Source organism: Pseudomonas sp. NPDC089996 (assembly GCF_044748405.1).
Taxonomy (GTDB): domain Bacteria; phylum Pseudomonadota; class Gammaproteobacteria; order Pseudomonadales; family Pseudomonadaceae; genus Aquipseudomonas.
Window position 1 is genome coordinate 204,257 of the sequence record NZ_JBIVGA010000004.1, and the last position, 22,862, is coordinate 227,118.

General features: G+C 62.8%; 21 protein-coding genes and 1 riboswitch. Of the genes, 12 read left to right on the top strand and 9 right to left on the bottom strand.

Annotated features, from left to right (window positions below; translation table 11 throughout):
- Nucleotides 1–35: 35 nt before the first annotated feature.
- The 5 genes from ACIPW4_RS08780 to tkt all read right to left on the bottom strand — a co-directional run bounded on the left by ACIPW4_RS08780 (nt 36) and on the right by tkt (nt 5,107).
- Entirely contained in the window at nt 36–365 is a 330-nt protein-coding gene (locus ACIPW4_RS08780; protein WP_400656757.1) for an MliC family protein, read from the bottom strand.
- A 75-nt stretch (nt 366–440) separates the two neighbouring features.
- Nucleotides 441–659: a hypothetical protein gene (locus tag ACIPW4_RS08785; protein ID WP_400656759.1), complete on the bottom strand. Its 219-nt coding sequence runs from the start codon at nt 657–659 to the stop codon at nt 441–443.
- A gap of 32 nt (nt 660–691) precedes the next feature.
- The gene (locus ACIPW4_RS08790; protein WP_400656761.1) at nt 692–1,855 is read right to left on the bottom strand and encodes a phosphoglycerate kinase; all 1,164 of its coding nucleotides are present in this window, start codon (nt 1,853–1,855) and stop codon (nt 692–694) included.
- 12 nt (nt 1,856–1,867) lie between these two features.
- Nucleotides 1,868–2,929: an erythrose-4-phosphate dehydrogenase gene (gene epd / locus ACIPW4_RS08795; protein WP_152955657.1), complete on the bottom strand. Its 1,062-nt coding sequence runs from the start codon at nt 2,927–2,929 to the stop codon at nt 1,868–1,870.
- 180 nt (nt 2,930–3,109) lie between these two features.
- Nucleotides 3,110–5,107, bottom strand: a complete 1,998-nt coding sequence (gene tkt / locus ACIPW4_RS08800; protein ID WP_400656764.1) for a transketolase — start codon at nt 5,105–5,107, stop codon at nt 3,110–3,112.
- A gap of 228 nt (nt 5,108–5,335) precedes the next feature.
- Between tkt and ACIPW4_RS08805 the strand changes: the two genes are divergently transcribed.
- The 4 genes from ACIPW4_RS08805 to ACIPW4_RS08820 all read left to right on the top strand — a co-directional run bounded on the left by ACIPW4_RS08805 (nt 5,336) and on the right by ACIPW4_RS08820 (nt 9,897).
- On the top strand, nt 5,336–6,328 hold the full coding sequence (locus tag ACIPW4_RS08805) for an ArsR/SmtB family transcription factor (RefSeq protein WP_400656767.1): 993 nt from the start codon (nt 5,336–5,338) through the stop codon (nt 6,326–6,328).
- A gap of 18 nt (nt 6,329–6,346) precedes the next feature.
- Entirely contained in the window at nt 6,347–7,537 is a 1,191-nt protein-coding gene (gene metK / locus ACIPW4_RS08810) for a methionine adenosyltransferase (RefSeq protein WP_400656768.1), read from the top strand.
- Nucleotides 7,538–7,681: 144 nt separating this feature from the next.
- Nucleotides 7,682–9,373 (top strand): NAD-dependent DNA ligase LigB, encoded by a 1,692-nt coding sequence (gene ligB, locus ACIPW4_RS08815; RefSeq protein ID WP_400656770.1) that lies wholly within the window; start codon nt 7,682–7,684, stop codon nt 9,371–9,373.
- A gap of 131 nt (nt 9,374–9,504) precedes the next feature.
- A complete protein-coding gene (locus tag ACIPW4_RS08820) occupies nt 9,505–9,897 on the top strand; it encodes a DUF1090 domain-containing protein (RefSeq protein WP_400656772.1) in 393 nt (130 codons plus the stop codon).
- A gap of 30 nt (nt 9,898–9,927) precedes the next feature.
- On the opposite strand, the gene ACIPW4_RS08825 is transcribed toward ACIPW4_RS08820, so the two are convergent.
- Nucleotides 9,928–10,374: a c-type cytochrome gene (locus ACIPW4_RS08825; RefSeq protein WP_400656774.1), complete on the bottom strand. Its 447-nt coding sequence runs from the start codon at nt 10,372–10,374 to the stop codon at nt 9,928–9,930.
- Nucleotides 10,375–10,492: 118 nt separating this feature from the next.
- On the opposite strand from ACIPW4_RS08825, the gene ACIPW4_RS08830 reads away from it, so the two are divergent.
- The gene (locus ACIPW4_RS08830; RefSeq protein WP_400656776.1) at nt 10,493–11,644 is read left to right on the top strand and encodes a murein transglycosylase A; all 1,152 of its coding nucleotides are present in this window, start codon (nt 10,493–10,495) and stop codon (nt 11,642–11,644) included.
- A gap of 93 nt (nt 11,645–11,737) precedes the next feature.
- On the opposite strand, the gene ACIPW4_RS08835 is transcribed toward ACIPW4_RS08830, so the two are convergent.
- Nucleotides 11,738–12,124 carry an MAPEG family protein gene (locus tag ACIPW4_RS08835; RefSeq protein ID WP_110633294.1) on the bottom strand — a complete coding sequence of 129 codons (387 nt, stop codon included), beginning with the start codon at nt 12,122–12,124 and terminating at the stop codon, nt 11,738–11,740.
- Nucleotides 12,125–12,152: 28 nt separating this feature from the next.
- Nucleotides 12,153–12,986: an EamA family transporter gene (locus ACIPW4_RS08840; protein WP_400656778.1), complete on the bottom strand. Its 834-nt coding sequence runs from the start codon at nt 12,984–12,986 to the stop codon at nt 12,153–12,155.
- 360 nt (nt 12,987–13,346) lie between these two features.
- Here ACIPW4_RS08840 and ACIPW4_RS08845 point away from each other — a divergent pair, with 360 nt between their 5' ends.
- A complete protein-coding gene (locus tag ACIPW4_RS08845) occupies nt 13,347–14,162 on the top strand; it encodes a DUF3800 domain-containing protein (RefSeq protein ID WP_400656780.1) in 816 nt (271 codons plus the stop codon).
- Between the two features lie 141 nt (nt 14,163–14,303).
- Nucleotides 14,304–15,539, top strand: a complete 1,236-nt coding sequence (locus tag ACIPW4_RS08850) for a cation:proton antiporter (protein ID WP_400656782.1) — start codon at nt 14,304–14,306, stop codon at nt 15,537–15,539.
- A gap of 32 nt (nt 15,540–15,571) precedes the next feature.
- Here ACIPW4_RS08850 and ACIPW4_RS08855 read toward each other — a convergent pair whose 3' ends face one another.
- Nucleotides 15,572–15,973: an acyl-CoA thioesterase gene (locus tag ACIPW4_RS08855; protein ID WP_012274534.1), complete on the bottom strand. Its 402-nt coding sequence runs from the start codon at nt 15,971–15,973 to the stop codon at nt 15,572–15,574.
- Between the two features lie 179 nt (nt 15,974–16,152).
- Nucleotides 16,153–16,249: riboswitch (S-adenosyl-L-homocysteine riboswitch) on the top strand.
- 21 nt (nt 16,250–16,270) lie between these two features.
- Between ACIPW4_RS08855 and ahcY the strand changes: the two genes are divergently transcribed.
- The 5 genes from ahcY to ACIPW4_RS08880 all read left to right on the top strand — a co-directional run bounded on the left by ahcY (nt 16,271) and on the right by ACIPW4_RS08880 (nt 22,803).
- Nucleotides 16,271–17,680 carry an adenosylhomocysteinase gene (gene ahcY, locus ACIPW4_RS08860; protein WP_400656785.1) on the top strand — a complete coding sequence of 470 codons (1,410 nt, stop codon included), beginning with the start codon at nt 16,271–16,273 and terminating at the stop codon, nt 17,678–17,680.
- Between the two features lie 137 nt (nt 17,681–17,817).
- Nucleotides 17,818–18,663, top strand: coding sequence for a methylenetetrahydrofolate reductase [NAD(P)H] (gene metF, locus ACIPW4_RS08865; protein ID WP_400656787.1), 846 nt, complete (start codon nt 17,818–17,820; stop codon nt 18,661–18,663).
- Nucleotides 18,664–18,756: 93 nt separating this feature from the next.
- Nucleotides 18,757–19,833 carry a hypothetical protein gene (locus tag ACIPW4_RS08870; RefSeq protein WP_400656790.1) on the top strand — a complete coding sequence of 359 codons (1,077 nt, stop codon included), beginning with the start codon at nt 18,757–18,759 and terminating at the stop codon, nt 19,831–19,833.
- Between the two features lie 61 nt (nt 19,834–19,894).
- Nucleotides 19,895–20,683 carry a substrate-binding periplasmic protein gene (locus ACIPW4_RS08875; RefSeq protein ID WP_400656791.1) on the top strand — a complete coding sequence of 263 codons (789 nt, stop codon included), beginning with the start codon at nt 19,895–19,897 and terminating at the stop codon, nt 20,681–20,683.
- 218 nt (nt 20,684–20,901) lie between these two features.
- On the top strand, nt 20,902–22,803 hold the full coding sequence (locus tag ACIPW4_RS08880) for a DEAD/DEAH box helicase (protein ID WP_400656794.1): 1,902 nt from the start codon (nt 20,902–20,904) through the stop codon (nt 22,801–22,803).
- Nucleotides 22,804–22,862: the final 59 nt, after the last annotated feature.

A 22,862-nucleotide genomic window follows, 5' to 3' on the forward strand; every position in this document is an offset into this window, starting at 1 on the left:
TCAAGTAGTGTGGGCCGCCTGTGCGGCCCGGCCAGTCACGGTGCCTTGCAGCCCCGCCCAATCAGATCGTTGGTCGCCACCCAGTACACCAGGCCTTCCTCGCCCTTGGTGTGGAAGGCCAGCACGCCATCGCTGTACAGCGCGCCCGAAGCGCCCGGCTCGGATTTGAGCCGGTAGACCTGGTCACCGCCACCGAGGCGTACGTCAACCTGGTCCCGTTGTGCATCGGCGTAACGCCACAACACGTCAGTCTGGGTATCGCAGACCCAGCGGGTCCAGTCGTCCGCCGGAGCAGAAGGTGCAGGCTGCAATAGCGAGCATCCTGCCAGTGTCGCCAGGGCCATCGAGGCCATCAGCGCTTTCATTACATATCCTCTAGATGACCACAGAGCGGTCGCTTGGTTGCCTGCACCGACGAACGCCCGGTGCGGTTGTTCCCTTCAAGGGCAACCCGGCGCCTTGCGCTGGTGTTCTTCGTCGTACTTTTCCAGGCCTTCCGGGCCGACGCGCTTGTTGATGACCGGCACGGTCTCGGCCTGCCACTCGGACTGGTAGCAGCCGCCCTTGGGCGGCTGCGCCGGGTCGGCATCCGCGGACGGGCCACTGGAACAAGCGCCCAGCAGGCCGGCCAGAATCATCACAGGCAATTGCTTGACCATCAGGTCGCTCCCTTTGCCAGGCGCCGCCATTGTCAGGCTTTTGCCCGCTCTTCCAGGATCGCCACGGCTGGCAGCACCTTGCCTTCTACGAATTCGAGGAACGCACCGCCACCGGTAGAAATGTAGGAGATATCCTTGCTGACGCCATATTTGTCGATGGCAGCCAGGGTATCGCCACCACCGGCAATGGAGAAAGCAGCACTATCAGCGATGGCCTTGGCCAGCACCTTGGTGCCGTTACCGAATTGATCGAACTCGAATACGCCGACCGGGCCGTTCCACAGAATGGTCTTCGACGACTTCAGCAGCTCGGCGAAATTGGCAGCGGTCTGCGGGCCGATATCCAGGATCATGTCGTCGGCAGCAACGTCGGCGATTGCCTTGACGGTGGCTTCGGCGTCCTCGGCGAACGCCTTGGCAACCACCACGTCGACCGGCAGCGGTACGCTGACCTTGGCGGCAATGGCTTTTGCAGTGTCGACCAGGTCAGGTTCGTACAACGACTTGCCCACCGGGTGGCCGGCAGCGGCCAGGAAGGTGTTGGCGATGCCGCCGCCGACGATCAGCTGGTCGCAGACGCTGCTCAGGCTGTTCAGCACGTCCAGTTTGGTCGATACCTTGGAGCCGGCAACGATGGCCGCCATCGGCTTGGCCGGAGCCTTCAGGGCCTTGCCCAACGCATCCAGCTCGGCTGCCAGCAGCGGGCCGGCGGCAGCGATCTTGGCGAACTTGGCGACGCCATGGGTGGAACCTTCGGCGCGGTGAGCGGTGCCGAAAGCGTCCATGACGAACACGTCGCACAGGGCGGCGTACTGCTGGGCCAGCTCGTCGGCGTTTTTCTTCTCGCCCTTGTTGAAGCGCACGTTCTCGAACAGCACCAGGTCACCCGCGTTCACCTGAACGCCGGCCAGGTAGTCGGCAACCAGCGGTACTTCGCGGCCCAGAGCCTTGCTCAGGTAGTCGGCAACCGGCTTGAGGCTGTTCTCGGCAGAGAACTCGCCTTCGGTCGGGCGGCCCAGGTGCGAGCAGACCATTACCGCCGCACCCTTTTCCAGGGCCAGCTTGATGGTCGGCAGCGCTGCCAGGATACGCGCATCGCTGGTTACCACACCGTCCTTCACAGGTACGTTGAGGTCTTCGCGGATCAGTACGCGCTTACCTTGCAGGTCGAGGTCGGTCATCTTCAACACGGTCATGAATGCAGTCCTTCAGGGCTGTTTGCTGCGGGTTGGGTGGACGACGTGCAGATAATGTTCGGCAACGTCGAGCATACGGTTGGCGAACCCCCATTCGTTGTCGAACCAGGCCAGCAGGTTCACCAGGCGTGGGCCTGAAACGCGGGTCTGGCTGGCATCGACGATGGCCGAATGCGGGTCATGGTTGAAATCACAGCTGGCGTGAGGCAGCTCGGTATAGGCCAGCAGGCCTTTGAGCGGGCCGCTCTGCGCCGCCTCGCGCAACACCCGGTTGACCTCGGCCGCGCTGGTGTCGCGGGCAGTCTGCAGGGTGATGTCCAGGCACGAGACGTTGACGGTCGGCACACGTACCGCTTTGGCCTGAATTCGCCCGGCAAGTTCCGGAAGCAGGCGCTCGATGCCACGTGCCAGACCAGTGGACACCGGGATCACCGACTGGAAGGCCGAGCGCGTGCGGCGCAGGTCTTCATGGTGATAGGCGTCGATCACCGGCTGGTCGTTCATCGCCGAGTGGATGGTGGTGATCTGCACGTACTCGATGCCGAATGCCTGGTCCAGCACGCGCAGTAGCGGCACGCCGCAGTTGGTGGTGCAGGAGGCGTTGGACACCAGGCGTTCATTGCCCGTCAGGCAGTCCTGGTTGATGCCATAGACCACGGTGGCGTCGACATCCGCCTCGCTGGCCATGGGCTGCGAGAACAGTACGCGCGGCGCGCCGGCATCGAGGAAACGCTGGCCATCGGCGCGGGTGTGGTAGACGCCGGAGCACTCCAGCACCAGGTCGACACCCAGGGCAGCCCAGTCGATGCCTTCGGGGGTGGCGCTGCGCATGACTTTCACGCAGTCGCCATTGATATGCAGACAGTCGCCGTCGACCTTCACCTCGCCGGGGAAACGCCCGTGGGTGGAGTCGAAGCGTGTCAGGTATTCGATGCTGGCCTGATCGGCCAGGTCGTTCAGCGCAACGATCTCGAAACCGGCCTTTGCCCCCCGCTCGAACAGTGCGCGCAGGACACAGCGGCCGATGCGGCCGTAACCGTTGAGTGCAACTTTGTAGGGACGCGGGTGGGGCATTCGATGGCTCGCTAACGCATGATGGCTGTTGGGGCCGCCTTGCGGCCCATCGCGACCGGTCCGACGCCTCGGCAAGGCCGCTCCTACAGGGGACGGCGTGCGCAATACCCTGTAGGAGCGGCCTTGCCGAGGCGTCGGACCGGTCGCGAAACGAGGGCGAGCCCTCGCTTTACGCCTGTATCAGTCTTCCAGCAGCTCTTCGGCGGTGCCCAGGATGTTTTCCAGGGTGAAACCGAATTCCTCGAACAGTGCAGCGGCCGGCGCCGACTCACCGTAGGTGGTCATGCCGATGATACGACCTTCCAAACCGACGTACTTGTACCAGAAGTCAGCGTGGGCGGCTTCGATGGCGATGCGCGCAGCGACTTCGACCGGCAGTACCGACTGCTTGTAGGCAGCGTCCTGGGCATCGAACACGCTGGTGCAAGGCATGGAGACCACGCGCACCTTGCGGCCCTGTTCGGTCAGCTTGGCTTGCGCCTGAACGGCCAGGCCCACTTCCGAACCGGTCGCGATCAGGATCAGCTCAGGCTCGCCGGCGCAGTCCTTGAGCACGTAGCCACCGCGGCTGATGTCGGCGATCTGCTGGGCGTCGCGTTCCTGGTGCTGCAGGTTCTGGCGCGAGAAGATCAGCGCCGATGGGCCGTCCTTGCGCTCCAGGGCGTTTTTCCAGGAAACGGCCGATTCGACCGCGTCGGCTGGGCGCCAGGTGTCCAGGTTCGGGGTGCTGCGCAGGCTGGTCAGCTGCTCGATCGGCTGGTGAGTCGGGCCGTCTTCGCCCAGGCCGATGGAGTCGTGGGTGTAGACGTGGATCACACGCTGCTTCATCAGTGCCGACATGCGCACGGCATTGCGGGCGTATTCCATGAACATCAGGAAGGTCGCACCGTAAGGTACCAGGCCACCGTGCAGGGCGACGCCGTTCATGATCGCGGTCATGCCGAACTCACGCACGCCGTAGAACACGTAGTTGCCGCTGGCATCATTGGCTTCGACGCCCTTGCAACCTTTCCACAGGGTCAGGTTGGAGCCGGCCAGGTCAGCCGAACCGCCGAGGAACTCAGGCAGCATCGGGCCAAAAGCGTTCAGGGCGTTCTGGCTGGCCTTGCGGCTGGCGATGGTTTCGCCTTTGGCAGCCACTTCATTGATGTAGGCCTGGGCCTTAGCGCTGAAGTCCGCCGGCAGCTCGCCGCTGTCACGGCGCTTGAACTCGGCAGCCAGCTCCGGGAAGGCCTTGGCGTACGCGTCGAAACGCTGGTTCCAGTCGGCTTCGGCCGTGGCACCGGCAGCCTTGGCATCCCACTCGGCGTAGATGTCGGCCGGGATTTCGAACGGACCGTGGTTCCAGTTCAGCTCTTTGCGGGCCAAGGCGATTTCGTCGTTGCCCAGCGGTGCGCCGTGGCAATCTTCCTTGCCCTGCTTGTTCGGCGAGCCGAAACCGATGATGGTCTTGCAGCAGATCAGGGTCGGACGGTCGCTTTTGCGCGCCGTCTCGATGGCCATCTTGATCTCGTCGGCGTCATGGCCGTCGACGTTGCGGATCACCTGCCAGTTGTACGCTTCGAAGCGTGCCGGGGTGTTGTCGGTGAACCAGCCGTGCACTTCGCCGTCGATGGAAATGCCGTTGTCGTCGTAGAAGGCGATCAGCTTGTTCAGGCCCAGGGTGCCGGCCAGCGAGGCCACTTCGTGGGAGATGCCTTCCATCATGCAGCCGTCGCCGAGGAACACGTAGGTGTTGTGGTCGACGATGTTGTGGCCATCACGGTTGAACTGGGCACCCAGCACTTTCTCCGCCAGGGCGAAGCCGACGGCATTGGCCAGGCCTTGACCCAGCGGACCGGTGGTGGTCTCGACGCCAGGGGTGTAGCCATATTCCGGGTGGCCCGGGGTGCGGCTGTGCAGTTGACGGAAGCCTTTGATGTCATCGATGGTGACATCGTATCCGGTCAGGTGCAGCAACGAGTAGATCAGCATCGAGCCGTGGCCGTTGGACAGCACGAAACGGTCGCGATCGGCGAAATCCGGGTTGCTCGGGTTGTGCTTCATGTAGTCGCGCCACAGCACTTCGGCGATATCCGCCATGCCCATCGGGGCACCTGGGTGGCCGCTGTTGGCCTTTTGCACGGCATCCATGCTGAGGGCACGAATGGCGTTGGCACGTTCACGACGGCTGGGCATCGCTTATCTCCTGAGGCTTGAAAGAGGTGGTGTTACGAAAAAAGGCGACCATTTTCGCCCACTGCGGGGGCCGGGGGCAATGACGGATGGTCGCAGTTGGGGGATTTTCCTGTGATTGGCCTCCATAACGGCGAAAAAAACGCCGGGGCCATCCACCCATCCGGCAATATCAAAACTTTTTGATATTGATCTTGCGGGGGCAGCCTTGCCTGTCTAGACTGCCGCACCATGAACCTCCGTGCGCAACCGATCCCCCAGCAAAGCGACACACTGGCCGCCCTGTGCAAGGCCAGTGGCGATGAGCTGCGCCTGAACGTGTTGCGCGCCTTGGCCAGTGATTCGTTCGGGGTGCTGGAGCTGGCGCAGATCTTCGACGTCGGCCAATCGGGCATGAGCCACCATCTCAAGGTGCTGGCCCAGGCCGAACTGGTGGCCACGCGGCGCGAGGGCAATGCGATCTTCTACCGCCGCGCCCTGCCCGACGGCCAACGCTTCGGCGGGCGCCTGCACATGGCCCTGCTCGATGAGGTCGACGACCTGACCCTGCCGGAAGATGTCCAGGCCCGCATCGCCCAGGTGCAGCAACGCCGCGCCGCCACCAGCCAGGACTTCTTCCTGCGCGTGGAAGAAAAATTTCGCGCCCAGCAAGACCTGATCGCCGGCTTGCCGCAGTACCGCGAGAGCCTGTTGGCGATGCTCGACAAGCTGAACTTCGCGCCGACCGCCAGCGCGCTGGAAGTCGGCCCCGGCGATGGCGGCTTCCTGCCAGACCTGGCACGGCGCTTCGCCCAGGTCACGGCCCTGGACAACAGCCCGACCATGCTCGAGCTGGCGCGCCAGGTCTGCGAACGCGAACACCTGGGTAATGTAAACCTGCAGTTGGCCGATGCACTGGGTGCAACGGATGTGGAAGCCGACTGCGTAGTGCTGAACATGGTCCTGCACCATTTCAGCGACCCGGCCCTGGCCCTGCGCCAGCTGGCCAAACGGGTGAAGGCAGGCGGTAGCCTGCTGGTCACCGAACTGTGCAGCCATGACCAGGGTTGGGCGCGGGAAGCCTGCGGCGACCTCTGGCTCGGCTTCGAGCAGGACGACCTGGCCCGTTGGGCCACAGCAGCCGGGCTGGCCCCCGGGGACAGCCTCTATGTGGGCTTGCGTAACGGTTTCCAGATCCAGGTCCGCCATTTTCAGCGGACGGCTGGCGACATACACCATCGGTAAATTTCAGGAACCTTCGAGATGAGCGAATACTCCCTTTTCACCTCCGAGTCCGTGTCCGAAGGGCATCCGGACAAGATCGCCGACCAGATTTCGGACGCGGTCCTTGATGCCATCATCACCCAGGACAAGTACGCCCGCGTCGCGTGCGAAACCCTGGTCAAGACCGGTGTCGCCATCATCGCCGGCGAAGTCACCACCTCCGCTTGGGTCGACCTGGAAGACCTGGTGCGCAAGGTCATCATCGACATTGGCTACAACAGCTCCGACGTCGGCTTCGACGGCGCCACCTGCGCCGTGATGAACATCATCGGCAAGCAGTCGGTGGATATCGCCCAGGGCGTCGACCGCTCCAAGCCGGAAGACCAGGGCGCGGGTGACCAGGGCCTGATGTTCGGCTACGCCAGCAACGAAACTGACGTGCTGATGCCAGCGCCGATCTGCTTCTCGCACCGCCTGGTCGAGCGCCAGGCCGAAGCGCGCAAGTCCGGCCTGCTGCCGTGGCTGCGCCCGGATGCCAAGTCGCAGGTCACCTGCCGTTACGAGAACGGTAAGGTCGTCGGTATCGACGCGGTAGTGCTGTCGACCCAGCACAACCCTGAGGTCTCGCAGAAAGACCTGCAGGAAGCCGTGATGGAGCTGATCGTCAAGCACACCCTGCCGGCCGAGCTGCTGCACAAAGGCACCCAGTTCCACATCAACCCGACCGGCAACTTCATCATCGGTGGCCCGGTGGGCGACTGTGGCCTGACCGGCCGCAAGATCATCGTCGACTCCTACGGCGGCATGGCCCGCCACGGTGGTGGCGCGTTCTCCGGCAAGGACCCGTCCAAGGTCGACCGTTCCGCCGCCTACGCCGGCCGCTACGTGGCCAAGAACATCGTTGCCGCGGGCCTGGCCGAGCGCTGCGAGATCCAGGTGTCCTACGCCATCGGCGTGGCCCAGCCGACCTCCATCTCGATCAACACCTTCGGCACCGGCAAGGTTTCCGACGACAAGATCATCCAGATCGTGCGCGAGTGCTTCGACCTGCGCCCGTACGCCATCACCAAGATGCTCGACCTGCTGCACCCGATGTATCAGGAAACTGCGGCCTACGGCCACTTCGGCCGCGAGCCGCAGCAGAAGACCGTCGGCGACGACACCTTCACCACCTTCACCTGGGAACGCACCGACCGCGCCCAGGCGCTGCGTGACGCTGCCGGCTTGTAATTCTCCTGCAGCGGTAAATCAAAGCCCCTGCCGAGTGATCGGCAGGGGCTTTTTTGTGAAATATCGGCTGACAACTGCAGGACGCAACGCTCGCTCCTTTTACCTAGGCTGAGGCTTCCCTTCCGCCAAGCAAGGATGCTGGCCATGCCGTCGTTACTACTGTTCCTGCTCTTTCTATCGTTCAACACGCAAGCCGATGGCTGCCCGACCTGGTCGCCCGAACGGGCACGCGCAGAAATCGCCAGCCTCCACGCGACGGTTCGCCAATGGGATGACCATTACCATCGCCTGGGCCAGTCCCTGGTGCCCGACGAGGTCTATGACCAGAGCCGACAACGTCTGCTGAATCTGCAAAGCTGCTTCGCACTGGAAAAAGCCCTGGACTCACTGGCCAGTGCACGCGGACCGATTGCCCACCCGACCCCCCATACGGGCGTCGACAAGCTGCCGGATGAACCGGCCGTGACGAAGTGGATGGACGGCAAGACCGGCGTCTGGCTGCAACCGAAGGTCGATGGCGTCGCAGTGACCCTGGTCTATCGCCAAGGCAGGCTGGTCCAGCTGCTGAGTCGAGGCGACGGTAACCAGGGGCATGACTGGAGCCGGCATATCGAGATGCTCGAGGGCATAAATCGGCACCTGCCCAGCCCGCTGGACCTGACCCTGCAGGGGGAGCTCTACATGCGCCTGGGTGACCATGTGCAGGCCCAGGCCGGCAGCGTCAACGCACGCACTACAGTCGCGGGGCTGCTGGCGCGCAAACAGCTGGGCCGTGAACAAGGCGCAGATATTGCCCTGTTCGTCTGGGACTGGCCGCACGGGCCACGCGACCAAGGCGAGCGCATGGCTCGGCTGGCTGCATTGGGTTTCACCGACAGCCAACGCTTCAGCGTGGCCATCGACAGCCCCGAGGAAGCTGCACACTGGCGTATGCACTGGTACCGCACGGCCCTGCCCTTCGCCACTGACGGGGTGATCCTGCGGCAGAACGCACGGCCATCCGCCGACCGCTGGCAGACCAATGCGCCTTACTGGATTGCAGCCTGGAAATACCCCTTTGCCCAGGCGTTGAGCGTGGTCCGTGACGTGCACTTTCGCATCGGCCGCACGGGCCGGATCACGCCCATCCTGAAGCTGCAGCCGGTACAGCTCGACGACCGTCGCGTTGCCCAGGTGAGCCTGGGTTCCCTGGCTCGCTGGCAGGCCCTCGACATTCGCCCGGGTGATCAGGTGGCAATCAGTCTGGCGGGGCTGACCATTCCGCGGTTCGAGCAGGTCGTGCATCGGGCCACCGAGCGCCACAGCATCACTGCGCCTGCCTTGGATCAATACGGCACCCTGACGTGCTGGCAAGCGGGCGAACGTTGCGAAGAACAGTTCATTGCCCGTCTCACCTGGCTCAGCGGCAAACAAGGCCTGGCCATGCCGGGCACCGGGCCCGGTACCTGGCGACGGCTGGTACAGGCCGGGCTGGTGACATCGCTGGCAGACTGGCTGGCGCTGGACGCCGAGCAACTGGCCCAGCTATCCGGCATCAGCGACACCAGCGCCAGGCGCCTGCAGCAAAGCTTCGAGGCTGGCCGCGCCCGGCCGTTCGCCCAGTGGGTCAGCGGCCTTGGCGTGCCGGTGCCACGCAACATGCAACTGGAAGGCAACTGGGCAACCTTGGCCAAGCGCTCGAACGTCGAGTGGCAAACCTTGCCCGGTATTGGCGAGGCCCGTGCCCTCCAGCTACAGGCTTTTTTCGCGACGGAGCACGTGCAGGCCTTGGCACAACAGCTGAGTGAAAGCGGCATACACGGTTTTACTGACGTTGCAACCCGTGAGAGGCAATGAGTTTTAACAAATTCCGTTGTAGGAAAACGCCATGATTGTTCCGGAAATATCCAACAAGGGTTTCTAAATCGTCAAAAGCAAGGCAGGATTTGCTCCATCTTTTGCTGCCCCGCCCCCACAAGGAGGCTTTGATGAAATTGATTTCCACCCTGGCATTGCTGACCACGCTTGCACTCGCTACCGGCGTTGCCCAAGCCGCCCAGCCCGAAGAAGGCCTGACCGGTTGCGCAGCCAAGCGCAGTGCCATCGAGAACCAGCTGAAAATCGCCCGCGACAAGGGCAACAGCGATCAGGTGGCAGGGCTCGAAGAGGCACTGCGTGGCGTAGACAATTGCACCGACGCCAGCCTGCGCAAAGAGCGCGAGCAGAAAGTGCTCGATGCTCGTCACGAGGTGGCGCAGCGCGAGAAGGACCTGAAGAAGGCCGAGAAAAAAGGCGACGCGGAAAAGATCAACAAGCGCAAGGACAAGCTTGCCGAATCCCGTAAAGAGCTGCAGGAAGCAGTGGACGAACTGGACCGCTGATCATGCCCGATCGCCTGCCGACGCAGGCGATCAATGATTGCGGAATTCGTTATGGCACGCCTTGCACGCCGCCTCGACCTTGTCCATCGGTGCCTTCAACTGTGCCGCGTCCAACGGCTGTGCCCGTGTCACGTCGGCCAACTCACCGGTCACGCCCTCCAGTTGCCGGGCAAGGTCATGAAAACGCGCCTGTCGTTCCCACACGTCCGGTCGCGCGCTGCTGTCGCCCTCATCCCGCACCTGCGGAAAATGCTGCCACGGCGCGTGGGCCAGGCCATCAAGCTTCAACGCGCCATCAGCGAACTTCACCCCGTCGAACGGCAACCGGCCGCGCAACATTCCACCCATGTCTTCGCTGGTCTTGAGCATGTCTTTGAAAATGGCCTTGCGCTTGCCCAACGGCGAGTTCGGGTCGACCCGGTCGCAGGCAGCAAGGGCAAGGGCAGCAAGCAGTACAACAGTCAAACGCTTGAACATCACGGTCACTCAAGCCTCGCAAATGGGCGGCCAGTATCGCTGCCAAGTGGGCAAAGACCAATAGCCACATAATTTACAGGGGCGAATCTTCATGTTCGCTTCATACAGGATCACGCTGATGAAATCTGCCCTGCGCCACCTGGCCTGGACGCTACCGGCCCTGGCCCTGCTGGCCGGCTGCAATGGCGGCGAGACTGCCAAGCCCGAGCCTCACGCCATCGCCACCTACGCACCGGCCACCTGGCAAGACCTGCCTGCGGTCAGCGATGAAGACCTGCTGGCTGGCTTCTACGCCTGGCGCAGCGGCTGCGAGAAACTCAAACGCGACCCGGTGTGGGCCGCTACCTGCGAAGCGGCCGGCAGCGACACGGCGAGCGCCGCCCAGGTACGTACCTTTCTCGAACAGAACCTGCAGGTTTATGGCCTGCGTTCCGCCGACAACAACGCCAACGGCCTGATCACCGGCTATTACGAACCGGTCTACCCCGGCAGCCTGAAGCGCACAGAAACGGCACATGTGGCGGTGTATGGCGTACCCGATGACATGATCGTGGTCGACCTCGCCAGCGTATATCCCGAACTCAAGGGCAAGCGCTTGCGTGGCCGCCTGGACGGTCGCGTGCTCAAGCCCTACGACACCGCCGAGGTGATCAGCCGCGATGGCGTGAAGGCACCCGTGCTGGCCTGGCTGACCGACCCGATGGACCTGCAGTTCCTGCAGATCCAGGGCTCAGGCCGGGTGCAGCTGGAAGATGGCCGCCAACTGCGCCTGGGCTATGCCGACCAGAACGGCCACCCGTACCGGCCAATCGGCCGCTGGCTGGTGGAGCAAGGCCAGTTGAAAAAAGAAGACGTGACCATGGGCAGCATCCATGCCTGGGCCATGGCCAACCCGCAGCGAGTGCCAGAACTGCTGGCCAGCAACCCTAGCTACGTGTTCTTCAGTACTCGCCCGGACAGCAACGAAGGGCCACGCGGCTCGTTGAACGTGCCGCTGACAGCGGGCTACAGCGTGGCCATCGACCGCAAGGTGATCCCGCTGGGCAGCTTGTTGTGGCTGTCGACCACGCGCCCCGATGGAACGCCGGTGGTGCGCCCGGTAGGTGCTCAGGACACCGGCGGGGCAATCGCTGGCGAGGTGCGCGCGGACTTGTTCTGGGGCACCGGGCCGCAGGCCGGCGAACTGGCGGGGAACATGAAGCAGCAAGGTCAGATCTGGATGCTTTGGCCCAAGGGCAAGCCACTGCCAGAGGTGCCTAAAACCCTCTGATCGGAGCTGGATTCTTCGCGGGTGAACCCGCTTCCACACGTGCAGCACATCTCCTGTGGGAGCGGGTTTACCCGCGAAAAGAGCGACGCGGTGTCAGACGGAAACCACGAAGAACGACACGATCAAGGCCAGCCCGGCGAACCACACCAGCGACCGCAGCGCCGCCCAGTCCGCCAGGTAGCAGATGATGTACAACAGCCGGCTGGTGATATACATCACCCCCAGCACATCCTGGGTCACCTGCTCGGCATTACCGACGATATCGGCCACCAGTACCGCCGCCGCAAACGCGGGAAAAGCCTCGTAACTATTCTGCTGAGCGGCATGCGCACGGCGCGGCAAGCCCGACAGCGTATCGAGGAAGGCCCGCGGGTCGTGGTTGTCCTTCAGGCCGAAACGGCCACTCGATACCTTGGCGATCAACGCACACAGCGGCGCCAGAAACAGCGCGATCAGGATGCACCACAGGGCAACGGTCATGCACAGGACTCCTTGTTCAATGTTCAGGTCAGAGCTTCATCACCAGCATGCCTGCCAGCACCAGCCCGCAAGCTAGGAGTCTCGGCCCGCCAAAAGGTTCTTTGAGATAGCGCATGCCAAACAGCACCACCAGGATCACGCTCAACTCGCGCAGCGCCGCCGCTTCGGCCACTGAGCCCAGGTGCATGGCCCACAACACCAGTGCGTAACTGAACAGCACGCAAAAGCCCACCGCCAACCCAAGCCGCCATTGAGTGCGCCAGAACAGCACGAAAGGCGCCCGGCGTGCCACGCTGGCCAGCAACGGGAAGGGCCAGGCACTGAGCAGCGTCAGCCACACCAGGTAGTCCCAGGGCTTGCCCCACAACCGCACCGCCTGGCCGTCGAACCAGGTGTAGCAACCGATACACAGCCCGATCAGCGCAACCACCGGCAACATCGACCAGGGCAACCGGTCGCCCCCGCCGCCCTGCCACAACAGGCACGCCATGCCGCACGGTATCAGCAGGATGCCGATGATCTGCTGCTGGCTGAGCGATTCGCCGGCGAACGCCAGCGTCAGCCCCAGCACCACCAGCGGCGACAGGCCGCGCATCAGAGGATAGACCAGACCCAGGTCGCCGACCCGATAGGCCTGGATCAGCAGAAACCGGTAAAGCTGCTCGGCCAGCGCCGAGGCCAACAGCCATGGCCAGATTTCGGCGGGCGGGAAATCGGTGAAGGCCACGGCGCACACGGCGAACAGCAACGCCACGACGTCCATGCTGGCGATCACCAGCAGGCGCTCGGCGCTGAATTTGATCAGGGTGTTCCAGGTCGCGTGGAGCAGGGCGGCGACCAAAACCAGGGAAGTTGCCAGCACGCGAGAGAGTCCTTGCCTTGGATTCAATTAGGTCGCAGCACTATACCTCGTGGCAATGTGCGGCCACGGAAAAAGACTACAAGTCGTGTAGAGGTTTCGGCATGCACAGACGGCCATTTCTGATCGCATTACCCAATACACTCATCACGAAATGCACTACATGTAGCTGAGGGCTCGTGCGCACCTGAACGCAGCCCAGCCGTATGTATTCACACTCACTTACGAAACACGGTTGACGCTTCAACGCTCGCAGGCTTAGGATCGCCGTAACGCATGGGGTGACCCGTGCCTACCTTCCGAGGCCCGTGATGCGCAAGCAAACGGGCTTTCGTGTTTCTGGGGCAAGGACACCCGGAATCCATGACTCACTTTGTGGCCTACCTCGACGAATTCGGCCATGTCGGGCAATACGTCTCGCGAACACACAGCCAGTTCAAGACCAGCCCCGTGTTCGGCTTGGCTGGGATACTTCTTCCAGCTGAAGAAGTACGAGAGTTCGCCATTTTCTTCTACCAGTTGAAATGCCAATTGCTTGCCTGGGACATAACCCATGAAAATCCCAGGAGCCTTCCCGCCTATCAGTGGGAAAAGAAAGGTTCCAAACTTTTCACGACACGCAACGTCACGCAATACCGATCATTGAGACAAGCAACGTTTCGCCTGCTCAACCACATCAGGAAGATTGGTGGGCATGTGATCTATGCGGGTGAACACAAGACATGCCCAGCCAGGCAGCACGACGCGACCGATACATTCAAACGCCAACTGCTGCACGCGACAAGAACGATCGATCGGTACTGCGCCCCGTCCGCTTCGACCTTCATGCTCCTTCTGGATGAGCAGCGCGCCGGCAATGAGTGGCGTGAACGAAATGTAGAAGCCTGCACCCTGGCGATGTTCGAAGATGCCACAGAAAAATGCCGAAGCTTGATAGAGCCACCCCTGCAGGGCGAAAGCCACCTCTTCCAGACGCTGCAATGCGCAGACTGGATCTGCGGCCTTGTGGGTCGCTTGATGGCACTGTCTGTTTCGCCTGAGGAGTATCCGGACTGGGAGCCTTTCGACAGGTATTTCTCAGCACGCATTGCCGAAGTCGCCCTGCCGGGCTCCGGCCTGCAGCGCCATCCAGTCAAGCCGCTGATCGGCAATCACCCCATAGCGAGTACAGAAGCCTGAAGCTGCAGGCATGAAACCTTGCAGTGGATACGCTGTCTGCCTGTACAGTCAAAAAGTGTGCCCCACCCCCTCGCCAGATCATCAAAGAACTGCCCGAGCCATTCGGGTAACGACTTGGAAGCCACTGTCACAGGATTCGGGATGCTTGAACTAGTTGCCGCGTTTATCTGCCTCACCACCCTCCTCACCTATGTAAATTACCGCTTCATCGGCCTGCCACCCGCCATCGGCGTAATGGTCACCGCATTGCTGTTCTCCCTGATGCTGCAGGGCCTGAGCCTGATCGGCTTCCCTGGCCTGGAAGAACGCGTCGAAGGTTTGATGAACCAGATCGATTTCAACGACCTGCTGATGCACTGGATGCTGGCCTTCCTGCTGTTCGCAGGCGCACTGCATGTCAACCTCAGCGACCTGCGCAGCTACCGCTGGCCAATCGGCCTGCTGGCCACCCTGGGCGTGCTGATCGCCACCGTGGTGATCGGCTACCTGTCGCACTGGGTGTTCGCGATGTTCGGCTGGCAGGTGCCGCTGATCTACTGCCTGCTGTTCGGTGCACTGATCTCCCCGACCGACCCGATCGCCGTGCTCGGCGCGCTACGTACCGCCAACGCCCCCAAGCCGCTGAAAACCACCATCGTCGGCGAATCGTTGTTCAACGACGGCACCGCAGTCGTGGTGTTCACCGTGCTGCTGGGCATCATCCAGCTGGGCGAAACGCCGAGCGTCTCCGACACCGCCCTCCTGTTCGCCCGCGAAGCGGTCGGCGGCGTGCTGTTCGGCGGCGTGATCGGCTACGCCACCTACCGCATGATCAAGAGCGTCGAGCAGTACCAGGTCGAGGTCATGCTGACCCTGGCGCTGGTGATCGGTGGCTCGGCAATGTGCTACGAGCTGCACGTTTCGGCGCCGATCGCCATGGTGGTCGCCGGCCTGATCATCGGCAACCTGGGCCGCAACCTGGCGATGAACGACATGACCCGCCGCTACATGGACGGTTTCTGGGAACTCATCGACGACATGCTCAATGCCCTGCTGTTCGCCCTGATCGGCCTGGAGCTTTTGCTGCTGCCGTTCAACTGGCTGCACCTGGCGGCTGGTGGCGTGCTGGCACTGGCGGTACTGTTGTCGCGCCTGCTGACGGTGGCCCCGGCGATCGTGCTGCTGCGGCGCTGGCGGCCGGTGCCGAAAGGCACAGTGCGGGTGCTGACCTGGGGTGGCTTGCGCGGTGGGGTTTCAGTGGCCTTGGCGCTATCGCTGCCACTGGGCGAGGAGCGTGACCTGCTGCTGTCGATCACCTACATCGTAGTGCTGTCTTCGATTCTGGTGCAGGGGTTGAGCATCGGGGGCGTGGTACGCAAGGTCAGCGCACAACCTTGAAAATGCCGGGGCCGCCATGCGGCCCCGGAACATCACTCGACCGCAGAGTCCGGGAACTGGTCCTGGACATACTTGATCTCGGTCCGCCCATGGGCTGCCGGCAAGCCGTCTTCACCGAGGTTGACGAATACCATCTTGTCGACCGTCAGGATGCTCTTGCGGGTGATCTTGTTGCGCACTTCGCACTTGAGGGTGATCGAGGTACGGCCAAACTCGGTGGCAGTGATGCCCAGCTCGATGATGTCGCCCTGGCGCGAGGCACTGACGAAGTTGATCTCCGACATGTACTTTGTCACCACGCGCTGGTTGCCCAGCTGGACGATGGCATAGATCGCCGCTTCTTCGTCGATCCAGCGCAGCAGGCTGCCACCGAACAGCGTGCCGTTGGGGTTGAGGTCTTCGGGCTTTACCCATTTGCGGGTGTGAAAATTCATCTTTACTCCTGACCGGCTTGGCTAACGTGCAGTAATGATGGCAGAGCGTTCTGCAGCTCTCCATTGAACATCGACTATCGTCTCGATTAATCGACAGAAAACCTTGGGCGATGACTCCCGCCGAGGCTATAATCCTTGCCGTTTTACATGGCGGCCCCCAGCGGCGCCATGCCCGCCACCTGTCCGAGGGGCGCTGCAGCAGGTTCGACCTGTCAGGCTCGGATGGGGCGTTGTCCGCTCCCGCGGGCGCTTAACGCACAACGGCGCCCATTCGCACACTACGAATGGAGGCTCTCAATGAGCGCTGTAAACACGCCTGCTGGTTTTACCGATTTCAAAGTCGCTGACATTTCCCTGGCCGCCTGGGGCCGTCGCGAAACCATCATCGCCGAATCGGAAATGCCTGCCCTGATGGGCCTGCGTCGCAAGTACCTCGCAGAGCAGCCGCTCAAGGGTGCCAAGATCCTGGGCTGCATCCACATGACCATTCAGACTGCCGTGCTGATCGAAACCCTGGTTGCCCTGGGTGCCGAAGTGCGCTGGTCGTCCTGCAACATCTTCTCCACCCAGGACCAGGCCGCTGCCTCCATCGCCGCCGCCGGTATCCCGGTGTTCGCCTGGAAAGGTGAAACCGAGGAAGAGTACGAGTGGTGCCTGGAGCAGACCATCCTCAAGGATGGCCAGCCATGGGACGCCAACATGATCCTCGACGACGGCGGCGACCTGACCGAACTGCTGCACAAGAAGTACCCGGCCGTTCTGGACCGCGTTCATGGCGTGACCGAAGAGACCACCACCGGCGTGCACCGCCTGCTCGACATGCTGGCCAAGGGCGAGCTGAAAGTCCCGGCGATCAACGTCAACGACTCGGTCACCAAGAGCAAGAACGACAACAAGTACGGCTGCCGTCACAGCCTGAACGACGCCATCAAGCGCGGCACCGACCACCTGCTGTCGGGCAAGCAGGCCCTGGTGATCGGTTACGGTGACGTGGGCAAGGGTTCGGCCCAGTCGCTGCGTCAGGAAGGCATGATCGTCAAGGTCACCGAAGTCGACCCGATCTGCGCCATGCAGGCCTGCATGGACGGCTTCGAGCTGGTCTCGCCGTTCATCGACGGTATCAACGATGGCACCGAAGCCAGCATCGACAAGGCCCTGCTGGGCAAGATCGACCTGATCGTGACCACCACCGGCAACGTCAACGTCTGCGATGCCAACATGCTCAAGGCCCTGAAAAAGCGTGCCGTGGTCTGCAACATCGGCCACTTCGACAACGAGATCGACACCGCCTTCATGCGCAAGAACTGGGCATGGGAAGAGGTCAAGCCGCAGGTCCACAAGATCCACCGCACCGGCGCTGGCGACTTCGACCCGCAGAATGACGACTACCTGATCCTGCTGGCCGAAGGCCGCCTGGTCAACCTGGGCAACGCCACCGGCCACCCAAGCCGCATCATGGACGGCTCGTTCGCCAACCAGGTGCTGGCCCAGATCTTCCTGTTCGAGCAGAAATACGCCGACCTGTCGGCCGAGAAGAAAGCCGAGCGCCTGACCGTTGAAGTACTGCCCAAGAAGCTCGACGAAGAAGTGGCCCTGGAAATGGTCCGCGGCTTCGGCGGCGTGGTCACCCAGCTGACCAAGCAACAGGCCGACTACATCGGTGTGACCGTCGAAGGCCCGTTCAAGCCTCACGCTTACCGCTACTAAGCGGCAAGCGCCAGCGGGCATGCCCGCTGGCGCTTGTAGTCGTTGAATCTTGATCGATGCCCAAGCCAGGCCGGCCCACACCGCCCTGGCTTTTACTTGCAGCTTGCGGCCCACGGCTTGCAGCTGAGGAAACAGAGATGTCACAAGAACGCCGCTACAGCTTCGAATTTTTCCCGACCAAGACCGATGCCGGTCACGAAAAACTGATGGGCGTTGCCCGCCAGCTGGCCGCCTACAACCCGGACTTCTTCTCTTGCACCTATGGTGCCGGTGGTTCCACCCGCGATCGCACCCTGAACACCGTGCTACAGCTGGAAAGCGAAGTGAAGGTTCCTGCCGCGCCGCACCTTTCGTGTGTCGGCGACACCAAGGACGAGCTGCGCGCCCTGCTGGCCGAGTACAAGGCGGCCGGCATCAAACGCATCGTCGCCCTGCGTGGCGACCTGCCGTCGGGCATGGGCATGGCCAGTGGTGAGCTGCGGTATGCCAGCGACCTGGTCGCGTTCATCCGCCAGGAAACCGGCGACCACTTCCACCTGGAAGTAGCCGCCTATCCGGAAATGCACCCACAGGCACGCAACTTCGAGGCCGACCTGGGCAATTTCGTGCACAAGGTCAAGGCCGGTGCCGACAGCGCCATCACCCAGTACTTCTTCAACGCCGACAGTTACTTCTACTTCGTCGAGCGTGCGCAGAAGATGGGCGTGGACATCCCGGTAGTGCCCGGCATCATGCCGATCACCAACTACAGCAAGCTGGCGCGCTTTTCGGACGCCTGCGGCGCCGAGATCCCGCGCTGGATCCGCAAGCAACTGGAAGCCTACGCCGACGATACTGCGAGCATCCAGGCGTTTGGCGAAGAAGTCATCACCCGCATGTGCGAGCAACTGCTGCAAGGTGGCGCGCCCGGTCTGCACTTCTACACCCTCAACCAGGCCGAGGCGAGCCTGGCGATCTGGAACAATCTGAAGCTGCCGCGCTGAAACTTTTTGGCACCATCTGATTCAGATTCAATTAAGGCTTTAGTCGTAGACTGAGGCCTTGATTTATTCTGGCTCTGACAGGTGTCATCTGCGATGCAACATTTCCTGCCATCACGTCCTCAGCTCGTGTATCTGGCGTTTGGCCCGGCCACCTATCACCAGGAAGCCTGTTTCAGCATCGTCAGCGCCCTCGCTCATCTGGGGCACAGTGCCAGCCCTGCCATCGATATCCAGGTCTACACCGACAATGCCGAACCTTACGGCAAGTTGCCGGTGACCGTTCATCTGCTCGACGAGGCTACCCGCAAAGCCTGGAACGAGCCCCATGGCTATCACTTTCGCAGCAAGCATGTGCTGTTGCGCCGCGTGCTGCAGCAACATCCCCAGGCCGTGCTGATCGACACCGATACCTTCTTTCGCAAGTCGCCCCTGCAACTGTTCCGGCGGGTCAAACCCGGCAAGCTGCTGTGCAACGCCATCGGCGCGCGCTACGGCGAGAATCAGAAGTGCCTGCTGTACACGAACCTGCTGAGCATTCTGCAGTCTCGCGGCCTGAGCGACTGCCAGATGCCGCTGGTCAATTCGGGCGTGATCGGCCTGTGCGCCGAGGACACCGATGTGCTGGACCGCTCCATTGCCATGATGGACGAGTTCTATCCGCTGGCCCGCAGCGCCTACACCCTCGAAGAGTTCTGCCTGGCGGTGGCTGCTTACCGCACGATGGATCTGGCCGAATGTACCGACGTGATCCACCACTACTGGAGCCGAAAAGCCCAGTTCCGCGCCAAGATCCAGGCCTGGCTGCGTAAACATGGCGACAACCCACTGAGTGCCGCTGCGCTTGCAGATGTGGCGTTGGTCAACGACCAGCTGCCCCGGCCACCGACCCTGCAACGCCTGGGCTACAAGGCTTTGAGCCTGACCATGCCCAGCCGCGAACGCCAATTCGTCCGCGAACTGCTGTATGGCTGCTACCCCTACCCCAATGAGTTCGATCGCGCGTGTGCATCGGCCTGGTGGGACAAAGCGCTGGAGAACCTCAACGAACGGAACGGGCGCGTCGAGCCCGAGCAGTTGCGCCAGTGCTTGCGTCACCCCAGCCTGCGCCTGTCACTGGGTGGCCGTCGCAAGGATATCGAAGCGCACCTGCTGCGTTCTTCACATCGCTGAGCCGGCATCGGGGCATTCATCTTCACTGGCCTTGCCCTTGGTGAGCGCGTAATCTCGCGCCATGCCCCACATCGCTCAACTGCTGTGCATCTTGCTGCTCGCCTGCCTGAGCCCGATGGCGCTGGGCGAGCGGCTGCGCCTGGTCAGCGACGACTGGGCGCCGTATGTGTATCGCGATGGTGGCCAGGTAAAGGGGATCGACTACGAAGTCACCACCGAGGTGTTCCGGCGCCTGGGGGTCGAGGTGGATTGGCAGTTCCTGCCCTGGAAGCGCTGCCTGGCCTTGGTGGAGCAGGGTCAGGCTGACGGGGTGATGGATATCTTTCAGGTCGAGTCGCGCAAAACGTTTCTGGTCTACCCTGCAGAGCCCATGTCCGATGTCGAGTTCGTGCTGTTTCAGGCGAGCGACCGGCGCCATGCGATCCGCCAGCTGGATGACCTTGCCGGCCTGACCATCGGCACTTCGCCGGGCTACGCCTACGACACGGCGTTCAGCGAATCCGCCGACTTCCGCCGCGAAACCGCGCCAAGTCACGAAGCCAATTTCGGCAAACTCATACGCGGGCGCATCGATCTGCTGGTCACCGACCGCCTGGTCGGGCGTTACCTGCGCCGGCAGCTTGGCCTCGAACAACGGGTCGAAGAGCTGCCGCTGGTCATCAGCCGTCAGGCGCAATACCTGGGCCTGGCACGCAAACCCGGGCACGAGCAATTGGCGGAGGCGTTTGCCGAAGCGCTGCGCCGCTTCAAGCAGGAACCGGCATTCGAGGCGATTATCGAACGCTACATCGGCGACGCTGGCGATCTTGTCGGCGCCGTTGAGCAGCAGGAAAGCAGCACGCTGCGTTAGCTCTGTTATACTCGGGCCTTCCCGCCCGGCTCACGCCCGGACGCTCGGCCTCGCAACAGGCATCCCGATCGGCATTGACGCTTTCTGGCGTCCACCCTCCGTTTCCCGGATGTGCAGTGAAAGCCCAGCTGGACCGGACGCGATCGCATCCCTTCGATGCCCGTCGCGCCAGGCAGAATATCCCAACGGGCCCAGCCCCCACGAGAACAGGATTGCCCATGTCCTTTGCTTCCCTCGGTCTCTCCGAGGCACTTGTCCGCGCTATCGAGGCAGCGGGCTACACCCAGCCGACCCCAGTGCAACAGCGGGCCATTCCCGCCGTGTTGCAAGGCCGCGACCTGATGGTTGCCGCACAGACGGGTACTGGTAAAACCGGCGGCTTCGCCTTGCCGATCCTCGAGCGCCTGTTCCCGGCCGGCCACCCCGACAAATCGCAGCGTCATGGCCCACGCCAGCCGCGCGTACTGGTCCTGACCCCGACCCGCGAACTCGCCGCCCAGGTACACGACAGCTTCAAGGTATATGCCCGCGACCTGCCACTGGTCAGCGCCTGCATCTTCGGCGGCGTCGGCATGAACCCGCAGATCCAGGCCATTGCCAAGGGTGTCGACGTGCTCGTCGCCTGCCCGGGCCGCCTGCTCGACCTGGCCGGCCAAGGCAAGGTCGACCTGGCCCATGTAGAAATTCTGGTCCTCGATGAAGCCGACCGCATGCTCGACATGGGCTTCATCCATGACGTGAAGAAGGTACTCGCCCGCCTGCCGGCCAAGCGCCAGAACCTGCTGTTCTCGGCAACCTTCTCCAAGGACATCACTGACCTGGCCGACAAGCTCCTGCACAACCCGGAGCGCATCGAGGTCACCCCGCCGAACACCACCGTCGAGCGTATCGAGCAGCGCGTCTATCGCCTGCCCGCCAGCCACAAGCGTGCACTGCTGGCGCACTTGATCACCCTCGGGGCCTGGGAGCAGGTGCTGGTGTTCACCCGCACCAAGCACGGCGCCAACCGCCTGGCCGAGTACCTTGAAAAGCACGGCCTGACCGCCGCCGCGATCCATGGCAACAAGAGCCAGAATGCCCGTACCAAGGCACTGGCCGACTTCAAGGCCAACAGCGTGCGCGTGCTGGTGGCCACCGATATCGCTGCCCGTGGCCTGGATATCGACCAGTTGCCCCATGTGGTCAACTTCGAACTGCCAAACGTCGAGGAAGACTACGTGCACCGCATTGGCCGTACCGGCCGTGCCGGGCGGTCGGGTGAGGCCATCTCCATGGTCGCGCCGGATGAAGAAAAGCTGCTCAAGAGCATCGAACGGGTCACTCGACAGAGGATCCCGGATGGCGACCTGATGGGCTTCGATGCCAGCCAGGTAGAAGCTGAAAAGCCTGAAGTGCGCGAGCGCCAGCAGAATACCGGCCGCGGTGGCCGCAACCAGCAGCAGGCCCGCGGCGAAGGCGGCAAAGACGCCAACGGCGGCCGCAAGGACAAAGGCAAGGACAAAGGCAAGGCCAAGCAACAGGCTGCGGACAAGCCGGCCGACAAGGAAAAGTCTGGCGACAAGCAACAGCAACAGCGCAAGCCGCGTGACAAGAAGCCGCGCCAGCAGCAACAGGCCAGCAACAGCCCTATACCAAAAGCGCCTGCCGACCGTGATCCGGAAGAATTCCTGGACGATGATGTCGACAACTTCGGTAACCGCGCCGATTACGTCAGCCCGTACCAGAGTAAGGGACAGGGCCGCAACCGCCGCCCGGGTGGTGCAGGTCAAGGCCAGGGCCAAAGCCAGGGCAGTGCCCCACGCAGCAACAACGGTGGTGGCCAGGGCGCAGGCCGCAATGCAGGCGGTCAGCAGCGCGGCACCAGCGGCGACAAGCGCCCACGCAACAACAACGCTGGCGGCGCGCGTCGTGACAACAATGGCGGTGGCCGCAACCGTTCAGCCGGGCGTGACGATGCAGCGCGCCAGGAGCCGACAGTACGCAGCTCCCGCGAACAGCACCAGCCGGTGATCATCCGCAAGGAGTCCAAGCTCGACCGTTACCCGACGCCCGAGCAGCTGGACGAGCTGCCAAGCCGTCCACGTGGTGAACGCCCGGCATTACTCACCCGCAAGGGCTGAGCCGCCCATGGCACAATAAAAAACGCCGCCCGATGGGCGGCGTTTTTTTGTGCCTGAAA

Coding starts and splice junctions, on each gene's coding strand:
- ACIPW4_RS08825 (WP_400656774.1), bottom strand. CDS start 10,374: ATGTTCAAGCGTTTGACTGTTGTACTGCTTGCTGCCCTTGCCCTTGCT.
- ACIPW4_RS08855 (WP_012274534.1), bottom strand. CDS start 15,973: ATGAATTTTCACACCCGCAAATGGGTAAAGCCCGAAGACCTCAACCCC.
- ACIPW4_RS08780 (WP_400656757.1), bottom strand. CDS start 365: ATGAAAGCGCTGATGGCCTCGATGGCCCTGGCGACACTGGCAGGATGC.
- metK (WP_400656768.1), top strand. CDS start 6,347: ATGAGCGAATACTCCCTTTTCACCTCCGAGTCCGTGTCCGAAGGGCAT.
- ACIPW4_RS08805 (WP_400656767.1), top strand. CDS start 5,336: ATGAACCTCCGTGCGCAACCGATCCCCCAGCAAAGCGACACACTGGCC.
- epd (WP_152955657.1), bottom strand. CDS start 2,929: ATGCCCCACCCGCGTCCCTACAAAGTTGCACTCAACGGTTACGGCCGC.
- ahcY (WP_400656785.1), top strand. CDS start 16,271: ATGAGCGCTGTAAACACGCCTGCTGGTTTTACCGATTTCAAAGTCGCT.
- tkt (WP_400656764.1), bottom strand. CDS start 5,107: ATGCCCAGCCGTCGTGAACGTGCCAACGCCATTCGTGCCCTCAGCATG.
- ligB (WP_400656770.1), top strand. CDS start 7,682: ATGCCGTCGTTACTACTGTTCCTGCTCTTTCTATCGTTCAACACGCAA.
- ACIPW4_RS08785 (WP_400656759.1), bottom strand. CDS start 659: ATGGTCAAGCAATTGCCTGTGATGATTCTGGCCGGCCTGCTGGGCGCT.
- ACIPW4_RS08845 (WP_400656780.1), top strand. CDS start 13,347: ATGACTCACTTTGTGGCCTACCTCGACGAATTCGGCCATGTCGGGCAA.
- ACIPW4_RS08790 (WP_400656761.1), bottom strand. CDS start 1,855: ATGACCGTGTTGAAGATGACCGACCTCGACCTGCAAGGTAAGCGCGTA.
- ACIPW4_RS08850 (WP_400656782.1), top strand. CDS start 14,304: ATGCTTGAACTAGTTGCCGCGTTTATCTGCCTCACCACCCTCCTCACC.
- ACIPW4_RS08875 (WP_400656791.1), top strand. CDS start 19,895: ATGCCCCACATCGCTCAACTGCTGTGCATCTTGCTGCTCGCCTGCCTG.
- metF (WP_400656787.1), top strand. CDS start 17,818: ATGTCACAAGAACGCCGCTACAGCTTCGAATTTTTCCCGACCAAGACC.
- ACIPW4_RS08830 (WP_400656776.1), top strand. CDS start 10,493: ATGAAATCTGCCCTGCGCCACCTGGCCTGGACGCTACCGGCCCTGGCC.
- ACIPW4_RS08880 (WP_400656794.1), top strand. CDS start 20,902: ATGTCCTTTGCTTCCCTCGGTCTCTCCGAGGCACTTGTCCGCGCTATC.
- ACIPW4_RS08870 (WP_400656790.1), top strand. CDS start 18,757: ATGCAACATTTCCTGCCATCACGTCCTCAGCTCGTGTATCTGGCGTTT.
- ACIPW4_RS08835 (WP_110633294.1), bottom strand. CDS start 12,124: ATGACCGTTGCCCTGTGGTGCATCCTGATCGCGCTGTTTCTGGCGCCG.
- ACIPW4_RS08820 (WP_400656772.1), top strand. CDS start 9,505: ATGAAATTGATTTCCACCCTGGCATTGCTGACCACGCTTGCACTCGCT.